The organism is Phytopseudomonas flavescens (genome assembly GCF_900100535.1).
Lineage (GTDB): Bacteria > Pseudomonadota > Gammaproteobacteria > Pseudomonadales > Pseudomonadaceae > Aquipseudomonas > Aquipseudomonas flavescens.
In genome coordinates this window covers 100,351-113,917 of sequence record NZ_FNDG01000005.1, presented here as the reverse complement: position 1 = coordinate 113,917, position 13,567 = coordinate 100,351, and the positions used below count along the sequence as shown (strand labels likewise).

General features: G+C 65.2%; 11 protein-coding genes. 6 read left to right on the top strand and 5 right to left on the bottom strand.

What is annotated here, in order from left to right; genetic code table 11:
- Nucleotides 1-1,005: a tripartite tricarboxylate transporter substrate binding protein gene (locus BLR94_RS08265; RefSeq protein WP_084304285.1), complete on the bottom strand. Its 1,005-nt coding sequence runs from the start codon at nucleotides 1,003-1,005 to the stop codon at nucleotides 1-3.
- A 250-nt stretch (nucleotides 1,006-1,255) separates the two neighbouring features.
- Here BLR94_RS08265 and BLR94_RS08260 point away from each other — a divergent pair, with 250 nt between their 5' ends.
- From BLR94_RS08260 to BLR94_RS08245, 4 genes are all read left to right on the top strand, one after another.
- On the top strand, nucleotides 1,256-2,581 hold the full coding sequence (locus BLR94_RS08260) for an MFS transporter (protein ID WP_084304284.1): 1,326 nt from the start codon (nucleotides 1,256-1,258) through the stop codon (nucleotides 2,579-2,581).
- Nucleotides 2,574-3,533 carry an amidohydrolase family protein gene (locus tag BLR94_RS08255; protein WP_084304283.1) on the top strand — a complete coding sequence of 320 codons (960 nt, stop codon included), beginning with the start codon at nucleotides 2,574-2,576 and terminating at the stop codon, nucleotides 3,531-3,533. Before BLR94_RS08260 ends, BLR94_RS08255 begins: the two co-directional genes overlap by 8 nt.
- On the top strand, nucleotides 3,530-4,540 hold the full coding sequence (locus tag BLR94_RS08250) for a 4-hydroxythreonine-4-phosphate dehydrogenase PdxA (protein WP_084304282.1): 1,011 nt from the start codon (nucleotides 3,530-3,532) through the stop codon (nucleotides 4,538-4,540). Before BLR94_RS08255 ends, BLR94_RS08250 begins: the two co-directional genes overlap by 4 nt.
- A gap of 88 nt (nucleotides 4,541-4,628) precedes the next feature.
- Nucleotides 4,629-5,804 (top strand): L-rhamnonate dehydratase, encoded by a 1,176-nt coding sequence (locus tag BLR94_RS08245; RefSeq protein WP_084304281.1) that lies wholly within the window; start codon nucleotides 4,629-4,631, stop codon nucleotides 5,802-5,804.
- A gap of 53 nt (nucleotides 5,805-5,857) precedes the next feature.
- Here the strand turns inward: BLR94_RS08245 and BLR94_RS08240 are convergent, their stop codons facing one another.
- Together BLR94_RS08240 and BLR94_RS08235 are read right to left on the bottom strand one after the other, a co-directional pair.
- Nucleotides 5,858-7,249: a M16 family metallopeptidase gene (locus BLR94_RS08240; protein WP_084304280.1), complete on the bottom strand. Its 1,392-nt coding sequence runs from the start codon at nucleotides 7,247-7,249 to the stop codon at nucleotides 5,858-5,860.
- Nucleotides 7,249-8,892 carry a Na/Pi cotransporter family protein gene (locus BLR94_RS08235; RefSeq protein WP_084304279.1) on the bottom strand — a complete coding sequence of 548 codons (1,644 nt, stop codon included), beginning with the start codon at nucleotides 8,890-8,892 and terminating at the stop codon, nucleotides 7,249-7,251. The genes BLR94_RS08240 and BLR94_RS08235 overlap by 1 nt, the downstream gene beginning before the upstream one ends.
- A gap of 389 nt (nucleotides 8,893-9,281) precedes the next feature.
- On the opposite strand from BLR94_RS08235, the gene BLR94_RS08230 reads away from it, so the two are divergent.
- Complete coding sequence (locus BLR94_RS08230) at nucleotides 9,282-10,418, top strand: RNA ligase RtcB family protein (protein WP_084304278.1); 1,137 nt, start codon at nucleotides 9,282-9,284, stop codon at nucleotides 10,416-10,418.
- The gene (gene prfH / locus BLR94_RS08225) at nucleotides 10,418-11,038 is read left to right on the top strand and encodes a peptide chain release factor H (RefSeq protein ID WP_084304277.1); all 621 of its coding nucleotides are present in this window, start codon (nucleotides 10,418-10,420) and stop codon (nucleotides 11,036-11,038) included. Before BLR94_RS08230 ends, prfH begins: the two co-directional genes overlap by 1 nt.
- 64 nt (nucleotides 11,039-11,102) lie before the next feature.
- On the opposite strand, the gene BLR94_RS08220 is transcribed toward prfH, so the two are convergent.
- Complete coding sequence (locus BLR94_RS08220) at nucleotides 11,103-11,876, bottom strand: TerC family protein (RefSeq protein ID WP_084304276.1); 774 nt, start codon at nucleotides 11,874-11,876, stop codon at nucleotides 11,103-11,105.
- 153 nt (nucleotides 11,877-12,029) lie between these two features.
- Complete coding sequence (locus tag BLR94_RS08215; protein ID WP_084304275.1) at nucleotides 12,030-13,334, bottom strand: CitMHS family transporter; 1,305 nt, start codon at nucleotides 13,332-13,334, stop codon at nucleotides 12,030-12,032.
- Nucleotides 13,335-13,567: the final 233 nt, after the last annotated feature.

Below are 13,567 nucleotides of genomic sequence, written 5' to 3'. Positions count from 1 at the left end.
TCATTCGCGCAGCCAGGCGGCCTGCTTGAATACAGGGATGACGCGCTGACGATCCTGCTCGATGTAGTTCACCAGTTCCTGGCCGGCGAGGAAGGTCGGGGCCAGGGCGGAGCGCTCGACGTAGGCCTTGAACTCCGGCGTCTGGCTGACCTGGCGCAGCAGTTCGACGTAGAAGGCACGTTGTTCGTCGCTGACGCCGCCGGGCAGGAAAACGGTGCGCGGGAAGCGGTACTGGTCGATGCCCAGACCCTGTTCCTTGCAGGTCGGCACGTCCGCCCAGGATTGGCTGTCGGTGACCTTCGCGGTGTAGATCATGCGCTGCCGGCTGAATACGCACAGCGGCACCACCTGGCCGCCACGCCATTGGCTGAGGCTTTCGGCCGGGTTGTTGAAATTGCCGGCGATATGCTTGCCGGCCAGTTGGGTCGAGGCCTCGCTGCCGCTCTTGAAGGGGATGTAGGTGAGCTTGCTGCCGACCTGCTGGCCGAGCAGCAGGGTCAGGGTCTGGTCGACATCCTTGGACTGGCTGCCGCCGATACGCATCTTCGCGGCATTCTTGGCCAGATCCGCCTTGAAGGCGGCCGCGTCCTGCCAGGGCGAGCCGGCGTAGGTCCAGAGGATGAAGTCGTCTTCGGCCACCGCGGCGACCGGGGTCAGGTCGGTCCACTGGTAGCCCAGCCTGGCCACCAGCGGCAGCAGGTAGACGTTGTTGGTACCGATCACCAGCTTGTGGGGGTCGCCGCCCGCCAGCTTCATCTCGAGGAAGGCTTCGGCGCCATTGCCGCCGCCCTTGTTGAGCACCACGGTGTTGACGTCGAGCAGCTTGTGCTGGCTGATCGCCGACTGGATCACCCGGCCGAGTTGATCGGTACCGCCGCCGGGGCCTCCGGCCACCACGATCTCCACGTTCTTCTCGGGTTTCCAGTCCGCCAGGGCGGCGAGGGGAGCGGCGCAGAGCAGGGCCGCGAGCAGTGCGCAAACATGATGCGTACGGGCGATGTACATGGGATTGCCTCATTGTTGTCGTTGTTATGGGCCGAGTCTGCGAAGGGAGTCGATAAGCGTCTACTCAAAAGAACTGATACTCCGATAGCCTCAGGTTATGCCGCCGACCCTGGGGGCGATAACTCCAGGCTATGTCCGTATGAGTAGCTTTGATTAGACGGTTATCGGCGAGCGGGCCGATAGTGCGCTTCGAGCCGGTCGACCGCTGGTTGCCCGCTACTACAAAAACAACAATGCAGAGGTACTTTCCATGGCTCAGGCCCAACCTGTCGCCCTGCCGGTACGCACCCCTTCGGCCAATGTCCTGGCCGGCAAACCATCCCGGGTACGCTGGCGCATCTTTGCCATCATCTTCGCGCTCACGGTGATCAACCTGGTCGACCGTGTTTCGCTGTCCATCGCCATGCCGGTCATCGCCGGCGAGTTCAGCCTGAGCCCGAGCCTGCAGGGGCTGATCCTCAGCAGTTTCTTCTGGGCCTACGCCCTGTTGCAGATTCCCGGCGGCTGGCTGATCGACCGCTATGGCCCGCGCCGGGTGATCGGCTGGTCCACCGGGCTGTGGGGCACCTTCCAGGCCCTGGCGGCGTTCGCCACCAGCGGTCTGTCGCTGATGGTCGCCCGGGTCGCCCTGGGCGCCGCCGAAGCTCCTCTGTTCCCGGCCGGCGGCAAGCTCAATTCGCTGTGGCTGGGTTCCGGCGAGCGCAGCCGCGGCGCGGTGCTGATGGACTGTGGCGGCCCCCTCGGCGTGGCCCTGGGCGGCTTGCTCATCGCCTACCTGATCGCCGTGCTGGACTCCTGGCGCATCGCCTTCTTCCTCGCCGGCATCGCCACCCTGGCCATGGGCTGGGTGGCCTGGCACTACCTGCGTGACGATCCGGCCGAGCACCCTGGCGTGAATGCCGCAGAGCTGGAGGCCATCAATGAAGGGCGCGCCGTGACCATGGCCGAAGCCGCCAGGCAAGGCGTGCGCGGCCTGGGCATCGCCCGTCGCTCGCTGGCCGGCATCCTGATCGGTCGCGCCAGCTGGGCCATGGTGTTCTTCGGCCTGCTGACCTGGGGGCCGAGCTACCTGGCCCAGGCCCGGGGGTTCGACATCAAGGGCATCGGCGCCGCGACCTTTGTGATCTTCCTCTGTGGGGCGGCCGGTTCGCTGGCCGGCGGCTTCCTCTGTGACCGCCTGATCCAACGGGGCGTGCGCCGTGGTCTGGCCGCCAAGAGCCTGCTGGCCGCATCCGGGCTGGTGGCCCTGGGCGCCTTCCTGCTGCTGCCGCGGCTTAGCGATCCCTACCTGGCGGTCGGCCTGCTGTCGCTGACCGCGTTCTTCCTGATGTGGGGCAGCCTGTACTGGAGCTTCCCGGCATTGCTGGCGTCGCCGGCCCGGGTGGGGTTGATCGGCGGGGTGATGAACATGGCCGGCAGCCTCGGCGGCATCGCCGTGCCGATCCTGGTCGGCCTGCTGCTGCAACATGCCGGTGGCTACGCCGCGGTGCTGGGCTTCTTCGCACTGTGCTCGGGGCTGTTCATCGCTGGCACGCTGCTGATCTCCCTGGACAAGGCCGAGGTGGCCCATGGCTGATCTGTACGACGGGCCGATCATCGATGCCCACCATCATTTCTGGGACCCCCAGCGCAACCACCACCCCTGGCTGTCGGGCGAGGCGAACATCCCGTTCCGCTATGGTGATTACAGCGCCATCAAGCGCCGCTATTTTCCGGATGACTACCTGGCCGATGCCGGCGCGCACCGGGTGGTGGCCACCGTCTACGTGGAAACCGAGTGGGACCCGCGCGACCCGATTGGCGAGACCCGCTTCATCCATCAGGTCGCCGAGCGCTACGGCGCACCCAACGCGGTGGTCGCCCAAGCCTGGCTGGATGCGCCGGATGCCGCCGAGGTGCTGGCCGCCCAGGCCGGGTTCGAACGGGTGCGCAGCGTGCGCCACAAGCCCGGTGGCCCGGCGTCGCCCGCCGAGGTCGGCACGGGGCGCAGCCTGATGAGCGACGAACGCTGGCGTCGCGGCTACGCCGAGCTGGCCCGCCATGGCCTGCATTTCGACCTGCAGGCGCCCTGGTGGAACCTGCCCGAGGCCGTCGAACTGGCCCACGACTTCCCCGACACCCAGCTGATTCTCAACCATGCCGGGCTGCCATCGGATCGTAGCGCACAGGGGCTGGCCGCCTGGCACGCTGCCATGGCGGGGCTGGCTGCGTGCGAGAACGTCGCGGTCAAGGTGTCCGGCCTCGGCCTGCCGGGCAAGCGCTGGTGCGCCGAAGACAACGCCTGGATCGTCCGCGAAACCCTGGCGATGTTCGGTGTCGAGCGGGTGATGTTCGCCAGCAACTTCCCGGTCGACAGCCTGTGTGGCTCGTTCGACGCCATCTATGGCGGCTTCAAGCGCATCGTCGCTGACCTGCCCAGGGCGCAGCAGGAACAACTTTTCCACGATAACGCCCGGCGGCTCTATCGCACCGTGCCCGACGTCATCCGTATCCCGGACGCATCTTCCGACCTGAGGACAACCGTATGAGCAACCCGACCCTTCCACGCCTGGCCATGGTACTGGGCGACCCTGCCGGCATCGGCCCCGAGCTGATCGCCCGCCTGCTGGCCGAACCCGAGGTACGGCGCCGGGCTAACGTGCTGCTGATCGCCGACGAGGCCGAGGTACGCCGCGGCATGGACATCGCCGGGCTGTCGTTCCCTTATCGCCTGATCGACTCGACCGACGCCCTGGACTTCGCCGACGACACGCCGTTGCTGCTGCCGTTTCGTGGCGCTGCCGAAGGTGAGTTTGCGCGCCGTGAGGCCAGCGTGGTCGGCGGTCGCTACAGCCTCGATACCCTGGAGCAGGCCCTGCGCCTGACCGCCGACGGCGTCACCGACGCCATCCTGTTCGGCCCGCTGAACAAGACCTCGTTGCACATGGCCGGCATGGGCCACAGCGACGAACTGCACTGGTTCGCCGAGTACCTTGGCTTCGACGGCCCGTTCTGCGAATTCAACGTGCTCGACAATCTGTGGACCTCCCGGGTGACCTCCCACGTGGCCCTGGCCGAGGTGCCGGGGCTGCTCAGCCAGCAGCGCGTGGTGGAGGCGATCGAACTGATCGACACCGCGCTCAAGGGCAACGGCCTGGAGAAACCCCGCATCGGCGTCTGCGGCCTCAACCCGCACAACGGTGACAACGGCAGCTTCGGCCGCGAGGAGCTGGACATCATCGGCCCGGCGGTGGAGCAGGCGCGCGAGCAGGGCATCGAGGCCATCGGCCCCTACCCGGGCGACACCATCTTCCTCAAGGTGCAGGGCGACAGCCAGGCCTTCGACGCGGTGGTGACCATGTACCACGACCAGGGCCAGATCGCCATCAAGCTGATGGGTTTCTCCCGCGGCGTGACGGTACAGGGCGGCCTGCCGATCCCGATCACCACGCCGGCTCACGGCACCGCGTTCGACATCGCCGGGCAGGGCAAGGCGAATGTCGGCGCCACCCGCCAGGCGTTCGAGATCGCCTGCCGCATGGGCAGCCGCCGCTAGCACCGCCACGCCTGATTTCGTTTGACCCTAGCCGGCTCGCTCCAGCAGCCGGGCGGGCTGACTCGTGCATTGAAAAAGGAGCCGTACCATGAAAATAAAATCCATCCGTACCCGTGTTTTCGAGTGGAAGGGCAAGGTCGTGCCGCCCCAGGCCCACTTCTGCACCAACGCCAGCGACATCCTTTTCGAACGTGGCGATGCCATGGGCTCGTTCCGTTTCCATGGCTGGCTGGTGGTGGAAGTGGAGACCGACAACGGCATCGTCGGTATCGGCAACTGCGCCCTGGCACCCCGTGTGGCCAAGCAGATCATCGACACCTACCTGGCGCCCATCGCCATCGGCGAAGACCCCTTCGACAACGAATACATCTGGCAGAAGATGTACCGCCAGAGCCACGCCTGGGGCCGCAAGGGCATCGGCATGGCGGCGATCTCGGCGATCGACATCGCCATCTGGGACATCATGGGCAAGGCGGTGGGCAAGCCGGTGTTCAAGTTGCTTGGCGGGCGCACCAAGGAAAAGATCTGGACCTACGCCTCCAAGCTCTACGCCAACGACGACCTCGACCTGTTCCTCGAGGAAGCCCAGGGCTACCTCAACCAGGGGTTCACCGCCCTGAAGATGCGCTTCGGCTACGGCCCCAAGGATGGCCCGGCGGGCATGCGCCGCAACATCGAGCAGGTACGCGCCCTGCGTGAACTGGCCGGCCCGGACGTCGACATCATGCTCGAGTGCTACATGGGCTGGACCCTGGAATACGCCCGCCGCATGCTGCCGAAACTCGCCGAGTTCGAGCCGCGCTGGCTGGAAGAGCCGGTGATCGCCGATGACCTGGAAGGCTACATCGAGCTGAAGAAGATGGGCATCATGCCGATCTCCGGCGGCGAGCACGAGTTCACCTCCTACGGCTTCAAGGACATGCTCGAACGCCGCGCCGTGGACGTGATCCAGTACGACACCAACCGTGTCGGTGGCATCACCGCAGCACGCAAGATCAACGCCATGGCCGAGGCCTGGTCGGTACCGGTGATCCCCCATGCCGGGCAGATGCACAACTACCACCTGACCCTGTCGAGCACCGCTTCGCCGATGGCCGAATTCTTCCCGGTGTTCGACGTCGAGGTCGGCAACGAACTGTTCTACTACGTGTTCAAGGGCGAGCCACAGCCGGTGGGCGGCTACATCCAGCTGGACGACGACACGCCCGGGCTGGGCCTGGAGATCTCCACCGAGTATCTGAGCGAGTTCACCATCATCGAGTGAGGGATGGCAGCGTCATTGGCAGCGACAAGGCCCCGGTTTTCCGGGGTTTTTGCTCAACGGCGGCGCAACAGCCCGACCAGGCCCAGCACGGCCAGCACCAGCAGCAGCGCGAGGCCGGCGGCGCTCGCGTAGAGCCCGGTGGTACCGAGCAGCGGTTGTTCCACCCGTTGGTAGCTGGGCTGTTTGAGGAGCAGGTTCAACGCCGCGTCGAGCTGGGCGGGATGGATCTGGCGCAGCTCCTTGGCGGGATCGGCGAAACGCCCGTCCTCATAGTCGGCCAGCGAACTCCAGTAGTAGTCGGCGAGGGCGCTGTTGCCTTGAACCGTCCAGTTCTGGCGGGCCAGGGCGACGCCACGCAGGTGCTCTACGGTGTCGGGATCGACGCCGTCACGGGCCAGCCGCTGCAGCAGGTCGTGCAGGCGCTGCAGGGTTGGCTCGACATCGTCGCGCGCCACCTCGGCGTTGATGCTGAAGAAGCTGCTGCTGCCGTAGCCGCTACGCTCGACGCTGGGGCCGTAGGCCAGGCCGTGCTCGATGCGCAGATCGCGATATACCGCCCACTGCAGATAGTCGCGCAGCAATTGCCAGGTGCCGTGGTCGAGTTCGCCGATCCAGGGTTCGGCGAAGATCAGGTGCACCTTCGCGGTTTCGCCGAGCAGGGCATTGTTCAGCGTGCGGGCAGGCTCGGCCTTGCCGGTGCTCTCCGGCAGTTCGCGCAGCTCGGGCATGGGGCCGGGCGGCAGGTCGCCAAAGCGCCGTTCGAGGTAGGCGGGCAGGCGGCGATCCAGGTCGCCGACCATGATCAGGGTCATGTTGTTGGCGACATACCAGTCGCTGCGCAGGCGCTCCAGGGCGTCGGCCGTCAGCTGTTCCAGGTCGTCCGGCCCGGTGCAGGCCAGGCCTTGTTCGGCCGCCAGCCGAGCAGTGGCATCATCGCTGCTGGCGGCGCTGCCGAGCAGGCGCTGCCAGGCAGCGGGACGTTCGCCATTCTCATGGGCGATGACCCTCCTGGCCGCGTCGATACGTGCGTCGTTCAGCTCGGTGTTGAACAACGCGGCGAGCAGCAGATCGAGGGCTGCACGCTGATTGCCGGCCGGTACCTCGAGGACGAAGGTGGTGTCGCTGTCGCGGGTGTAGGCGTTCCAGTCGCCGCCCAGCGCCTGCATACGCGCTTCCAGACCGGCTTCGCCGCTGTCGTCGATACCGCTGAACAGCAGGTGTTCGAGCAGGTGCGGCAGCTCCTTGTGGCGACAGTCGAACTGGTCGAAGCCGACGCCGATGACCAGCCGAATGGACACATGATCACGGTCGCTGGTGGGCTTGAGGATCACCTGCAGGCCATTGTCCAGGGGGTAGCCTTCGACCTTGAAACGATCCACCGCCAGCAGGTGGCTGCACAGCAACAGGCCCAGGAGCAACGTCAGCGTGCGGCGGGTGGAAAGCACTACTCGCCACCTTCTTCGGCGAGCAGGGCGCCGGTTTCATGGGTGCCGAGCACCGCATAGGCACTGGCGCAGAACAGCGAATTGAGGCGTTTCATGTCGTCGATCAGTTCCAGGTGCAGAGAGCTGGTTTCCAGACTCTTGACCACCTGCTTGTGCAGACGTTCGACATGTAAATGGGTCAGCCGGCGCTCCTGAATACGGAAGCGGCGCTTCTCGCGCAGCAATTGGCGAGCAGCATCGGCGTCAGCGGAAAAGAACACCGACAGGCCCAGGCGCAAGTTGCCCAGCAGACGCTCGTGGAGTTCTGTGAGTTCTTCCAGGCCACTGTCGGAGAAGGCGTGGCGCTGGGAGGTTTTCTCGTCCTGAATCTTGCCGAGCATGCGTTCGATGAGGTCGCCGGCACGCTCCAGGTTCGACGAGAACTCGATGATCTCAGCCCAGCGCCGGCTGTCGTGCTCGCTCAGTTCCTCTTTCTGGATCTGCGCCAGGTACAGCTTCACCGCGGTGTACAGCGCGTCGATGTCGTCGTCGAGACGGCGCAGGTCCTTGCCGAGAATTGGCTGGCTGCCGCACAGGGCGCCCTGCAGGTGGCCGAGCATGCTGTCGACCAGATCGCCGATGCGCAGGGTTTCGCGCACCGCGTTGGACAGCGCCAGGCTCGGCGTGGGCAGTGCGGTGGGATCCAGGTGGCGGGCCTTGGCGACGGCGTTGACGTCCGGGCGATCCGGCAGCAGCCAGTTGCAGAAGCGTGCCATGGGCCCGAGGGTCGGCAGCATCAACAGGCAACGCAGGCTGTTGTAGAGCACGTGAAAGCCGATCACCAGCTCCGCCGGCTGCCACTTGAGGCTGTCCAGCCAGTGCACCAGCGGGTCCAGCACCGGCATCACCAGCAGCAGGCCGATCAGCTTGTAGAGCAGGCTGCCCAGGGCGACGCGGCGCCCAGCCTGGCTCTGCATGCTGGCATTGAGAAAGGCCAGCACGCCACTGCCGATATTGGCCCCGATCACCAGGCCGATGGCCACCGGCAGGCCGATCACCCCGGAGCCGGTCAGCGTGGCGGTGAGCAGCACCGCGGCCAGGCTCGAGTAGGAGATCAGCGCGAACAGCGCTCCGACCACCGCATCGAGCAGCAGGTCGCCGGTGAGCGAGGCGAACAGCACGTGAATGCCCTTGGCCTCGGTGATCGGCGTGGCAGCGGCCACGATCAGTTGCAGCGCCAGGATCATCAGGCCCAGGCCGATGGCCACGCGGCCGAGCTGGCCGGCACGGGTCTGCTTGCGCGACAGGAAGAACACCACGCCGAGAAAGATCAGCAGCGGCGACAGCCAACTGAGGTCGAAGGTCAGCACCCGCGCCATCAGCGCGGTACCGACGTCGGCACCGAGCATGATCGCCAGCGCCGGGGTCAGCGCCATCAGACCCTGGCCGACGAAAGAGGTGACCAGCAGCGCGGTGGCGTTGCTGCTTTGCACCAGCGCGGTCACGGCGATACCGGCGACGAACGCCATGGGCCGTTTGCCGACGTTGTGGCTGAGCACGCGACGCAACTGCGAGCCATACACCCGCAGGATGCCGGTACGCACGATGTGGGTGCCCCAGATCAGCAGGGCAATGGCGGAAAGCAGATTGAGCAGAGTCAACATCACGCATCTCCCTGATACGCAGATTGGATCCCGATGCTTGGGATACTGCCGATGACGGAGTGCGGTTGCCTGGGGTCACAGTCGACCCTCCAGGCAGGTCTCTTTTTAGCTGTAGCTGCAGATCGCCGGTTTGCCAAGCGTGGGCCCTGGCTGCGCGAACCCACCGTGCCAGGTGCTGCCGGGCGTTGCAAGGCTCGTGCGATCAGTCTACGATGCGCGCCTTCTCTCAACCGACGGCAAAGGAGGTACATCATGCAGCTACTGACTACCCTTTGCAGGTCGCGCCTGGCTTGATCGCTGTTTCCGCTATTCGCTAGCGGCTGCGCAACACCCGGCCCAAGGCCTGCCAATCCGAACATCTTTTCGTTTCAACCCATCAGGATTGGACTATGGGCACTTGCATTCGCAATTTGTCCGACGGCACCGTATTGGTCGCCGCGGACGACACCTGGATCGAAGGAAATGCGATCCAGCAACTCGAAACAACCGCTCGCCTGCCGGGCATGCAGCGGGTTGCCGGCATGCCGGACCTGCACCCGGGGCGTGGCTATCCGGTCGGCGCGGCATTCTTTTCCGTGGGCCGCTTGTACCCGGCCCTGGTTGGCAACGACATCGGGTGTGGAATGGCGCTGTGGCGTACCGACAGCGCTATCGCCAAACTGAATCTGGACAAGCTGGAAAAGCGCATCGGCAACCTAGACGCGCCGCTGGACGACAGTTGGCGTGAGGCCATCGACGCCTTCGATCTTCCCCTCAGCGGCCATGAGCGCTCGCTGGGCACCATCGGTGGCGGCAACCATTTCGCCGAGCTGCAACTGCTCGATGAAAGCTATGACGACGAGGCGATGGCGGCACTGGGCATCGACCGCAAGCACCTGCTGTTGTTGGTACACAGCGGCTCGCGCGGGCTGGGCGAGTCGATTCTGCGCGAGCAGGTCGACCTGTTCGGGCATCAGGGGCTGGAGGCGGGCAGTGATGCCTGCGCCCATTACCTGGGTCGCCACGACGGCGCCTTGCGTTTTGCCGAGGCCAATCGCCAGTTGATCGCGCGGCGCATCCTCGAGCGTTTGCGTAGCGACGGCCAGGCGGTGCTGGATATCAACCACAACCTGGTTTCGTCGGCCCGCGTCGATGGCGTACAGGGCTGGTTGCACCGCAAGGGCGCGACGCCATCGGATCAGGGAGCTGTGGTGATTCCCGGCTCCCGTGGCGACTACAGCTATCTGGTGCAACCGCTGGCCGACCCACGCAGCCTGTTCTCGCTGGCGCATGGTGCCGGTCGCAAATGGATGCGCAGCGAGTGCAAGGACCGTCTTGCCGCTCGCTACAGCGTCGAGCAACTGGGCCGCACCCGCCTGGGCAGTCGGGTCATCTGCGCCGACCGGGCGCTGATCTACGAGGAGGCGCCTGAGGCTTACAAGGCCATCGACTCGGTGATCGGCGCACTGCAGGGTGCCGGGCTGGTGCGCGTGCTGGCACGGCTCAAGCCGGTACTCACCTACAAGACCCGGGGAGGTTGCTGCTGATGATTCTCCTGCAACTATCGGCGGCCCAGGGGCCTGATGAATGCGCCCTGGCAGTGGCCAAGGCCGTATTCAGGCTGCAGGACGAAGCGCAGGCCCGGGCTGTGCGGGTGCGGGTTGTCGACGAGGAGCCGGGGCCGCGACGCGGCACCCTGCGCTCGGTGCTGCTGGCGCTGCAAGGCGAGCAGGCGCACAGCCTGGTCGAACGCTGGACCGGGTCGCTGCAATGGATCTGCCCGAGCCCGTATCGGCCAGGTCATGCCCGCAAGAACTGGTTCTTCGGCGGCGCGCGGTTCGCTGCGCCCGCAGCGCAACTGGCCAGCGAGATCCGTTTCGAAACCTTGCGTTCGTCGGGGCCGGGCGGCCAGCACGTCAACACCACCGACTCGGCGGTGCGCGCGACGCATATCGCCAGCGGCATCAGCGTCAAGGTGCAGAGCGAGCGCAGCCAGCACGCCAACAAGCGCCTGGCCGTTCTGCTGATCGCTCAGCGCCTGGAACTGCAGGCCCGGGCGCATGCCGATGCCGTGCGTGCGCAGCGCCGCGAGGCCCATTTGCAGATCGAGCGGGGCAACCCGCGCCAGGTGTTTCGCGGTGAGCGTTTCGAGCCCGACGCCGATTGAGCAACGGCACAATGAAGAACGGGGCCTCGAAAGGCCCCGTTTTCCATCCATCAGCGTCAGCCGATCACTGGCCAGGAACGTCCTTGCGCAGTTTTACCGGCTCCACGTCGTCCAGGCCTTCCTTGCGGCGGCGGGCGGTACGCATGCGGATGTTCAACGCTTCCACGCCCAGGGAGAAGGCCATGGCGAAGTAGACGTAGCCTTTCGGCACGTGGACTTCGAACGCTTCGGCGATCAGTACGGTCCCGACCACGATGAGGAACGACAGGGCGAGAATCTTCAGGCTCGGGTGTTTCTCGATGAAGTCACTGATGGTACCGGCGCAGATCATCATCACGATGACGGCGACGACGATGGCCGCGACCATGACCGGCACATGGGAAACCATGCCGACCGCCGTGATCACCGAGTCCAGCGAGAACACGATGTCGATGATGGCGATCTGGATGATGGTGCCGATGAAGTGCTTGGCCGCGCCCTTGGGCTGGTCGACGCTCTCTTCCTCGCCTTCCATGCCGTGGTAGATCTCGGTGCTGCTCTTCCAGAGCAGGAACAGGCCGCCGAAGAACAGGATCAGGTCGCGGCCGGAAATGCCCTGGCCGAAGACGTGAAACAGGTCGGTGGTCAGGCGCATGATCCAGGTGATGGAAAGCAGCAGCAGGATGCGCGTGACCATCGCCAGGGCCAGGCCGAAGAACCGGGTGCGCGCCTGCAGGTGAGCCGGCATGCGGCTGACCAGAATGGCGATCATGATGATGTTGTCGATGCCCAGGACGATTTCAAGGGCAGTCAGAGTCAAGAAGGCAACCCAGATTTCCGGGTTGGTCAGCCATTCCATTAGAGGTTCCTTGCAGATGATGGGGCGACTGGCGCGGATGCGGCCAAGGGGCCGTATCTTAGCGCCAGACGTGTGAAAGTTGCGTCAAAATGTCTGAGCTGGGCGTCTGTTGACGCTACAACGCGGCTTGTGCTGAAACAGCCTCAGCCCCCACTAGCTGCCGAACAGCGGAAACACACCCAGTACCAGGGCAGCGGTGAGGATGCTCATGCAGATCAGAACCGCCCATTTCAGGGTGAAGCGCTGCAGGTCGCCGAACTCGATCTTCGCCAGACCGATCAACAGGTAGGTCGAGGGCACCAGCGGGCTGAGCAGGTGCACCGGCTGACCGACGATCGAGGCGCGGGCCATTTCCACGGCGCTTATGCCGTAGCCAGAGGCGGCCTGGTTGAGTACCGGCAGGATGCCGTAATAGAAGGCGTCGTTGGACATGAAGAAGGTGAACGGCATGCTCACCAGCGCGGTGATCACCGCCAGGTGCGGGCCCAGGGCATCGGGGATCACGGCCAGCAGGCTCTTGGACATGGCATCGACCATGCCGGTGCCGGTCAGGATGCCGGTGAAGATGCCCGCGGCGAAGATCAGGCCGACTACCGCCAGCACGTTGCCGGCATGGGCGGCGATGCGATCCTTCTGCTGTTGCAGGCACGGGTAGTTGATGATCATGGCGATACTGAAGGCGATCATGAACAGCACGGGCATCGGCAACAGGCCGGCGATCAGCGTGGTCATCAGGATCACGGTGAGGGCCGCGTTGATCAGGATCAGCTTGGGGCGACGGGCCTCGGGGAACTGCGAGACGCTGATCTCGTCCTGGGTGATCTTGCCTTCCGGCAGTTGCAGCACGCCCAGGCGCTTGCGCTCGCGCAGGCCATACAGGTAGGCGACGCCGAACAACACGATGGCGCCCACCACCATGCCGGGGATCATCGGCACGAACACGTCCGAGGGATCGACGTGCAGGGCGCTGGCGGCGCGAGCGGTGGGGCCGCCCCAGGGGGTCATGTTCATGATGCCGCCTGCCATGATGATCAGGCCGGCCATGATGGTCGGGCTCATCTTCAGGCGGCTGTAGAGCGGCAGCATGGCGCCGACGCAGATCATGTAGGTGGTCGAGCCGTCGCCGTCCAGGGAGACGATCAGGGCCAGGGCCACGGTGCCGACGGCGACCTTCAGCGGATCGCCCTTGACCAGTTTGAGGATCATGCGCACGGGCGGGTCGAACAGGCCCGAGTCGATCATGATGGCGAAATACAGGATGGCGAACATCAGCATCACACCGGTCGGCGCGAGCTTGCTGATGCCCTCGAGCATCATCGGGCCGATCTGGGTGGCGAACCCGCCGAGCAGGGCGAAGATGATCGGGATGATGATCAGAGCGATGAGCGCCGACAGGCGTTTGCTCATGATCAGGTACATGAAAGTCGAAACCATGGCAAAGCCAAGGAAAGTCAGCATGGAGATTCTCCGGACGTGATTCGGCTACGGTGCGAAAAGGCGGTCAGCGTTAGCGACGGGGCGAACGGAGGGGGCGGAGCAGGCGTGGAGAACTAGGGCGGAGCATGGTTAATCACCTGTTTTGTTCTTGTTGACGGCAGCTGCGGGCCTCTCTGGCGGCAGCTCATCGACCGATCTTCGTCGGTCAGTGGGGCGATGCTAGAGCACGAACCTTTCAGCCAGCTTTCGCCAAA

Coding starts and splice junctions, on each gene's coding strand:
- BLR94_RS08215 (WP_084304275.1), bottom strand. CDS start 13,334: ATGCTGACTTTCCTTGGCTTTGCCATGGTTTCGACTTTCATGTACCTG.
- BLR94_RS08245 (WP_084304281.1), top strand. CDS start 4,629: ATGAAAATAAAATCCATCCGTACCCGTGTTTTCGAGTGGAAGGGCAAG.
- BLR94_RS08235 (WP_084304279.1), bottom strand. CDS start 8,892: ATGTTGACTCTGCTCAATCTGCTTTCCGCCATTGCCCTGCTGATCTGG.
- BLR94_RS08255 (WP_084304283.1), top strand. CDS start 2,574: ATGGCTGATCTGTACGACGGGCCGATCATCGATGCCCACCATCATTTC.
- BLR94_RS08260 (WP_084304284.1), top strand. CDS start 1,256: ATGGCTCAGGCCCAACCTGTCGCCCTGCCGGTACGCACCCCTTCGGCC.
- BLR94_RS08265 (WP_084304285.1), bottom strand. CDS start 1,005: ATGTACATCGCCCGTACGCATCATGTTTGCGCACTGCTCGCGGCCCTG.
- BLR94_RS08230 (WP_084304278.1), top strand. CDS start 9,282: ATGGGCACTTGCATTCGCAATTTGTCCGACGGCACCGTATTGGTCGCC.
- BLR94_RS08250 (WP_084304282.1), top strand. CDS start 3,530: ATGAGCAACCCGACCCTTCCACGCCTGGCCATGGTACTGGGCGACCCT.
- prfH (WP_084304277.1), top strand. CDS start 10,418: ATGATTCTCCTGCAACTATCGGCGGCCCAGGGGCCTGATGAATGCGCC.
- BLR94_RS08220 (WP_084304276.1), bottom strand. CDS start 11,876: ATGGAATGGCTGACCAACCCGGAAATCTGGGTTGCCTTCTTGACTCTG.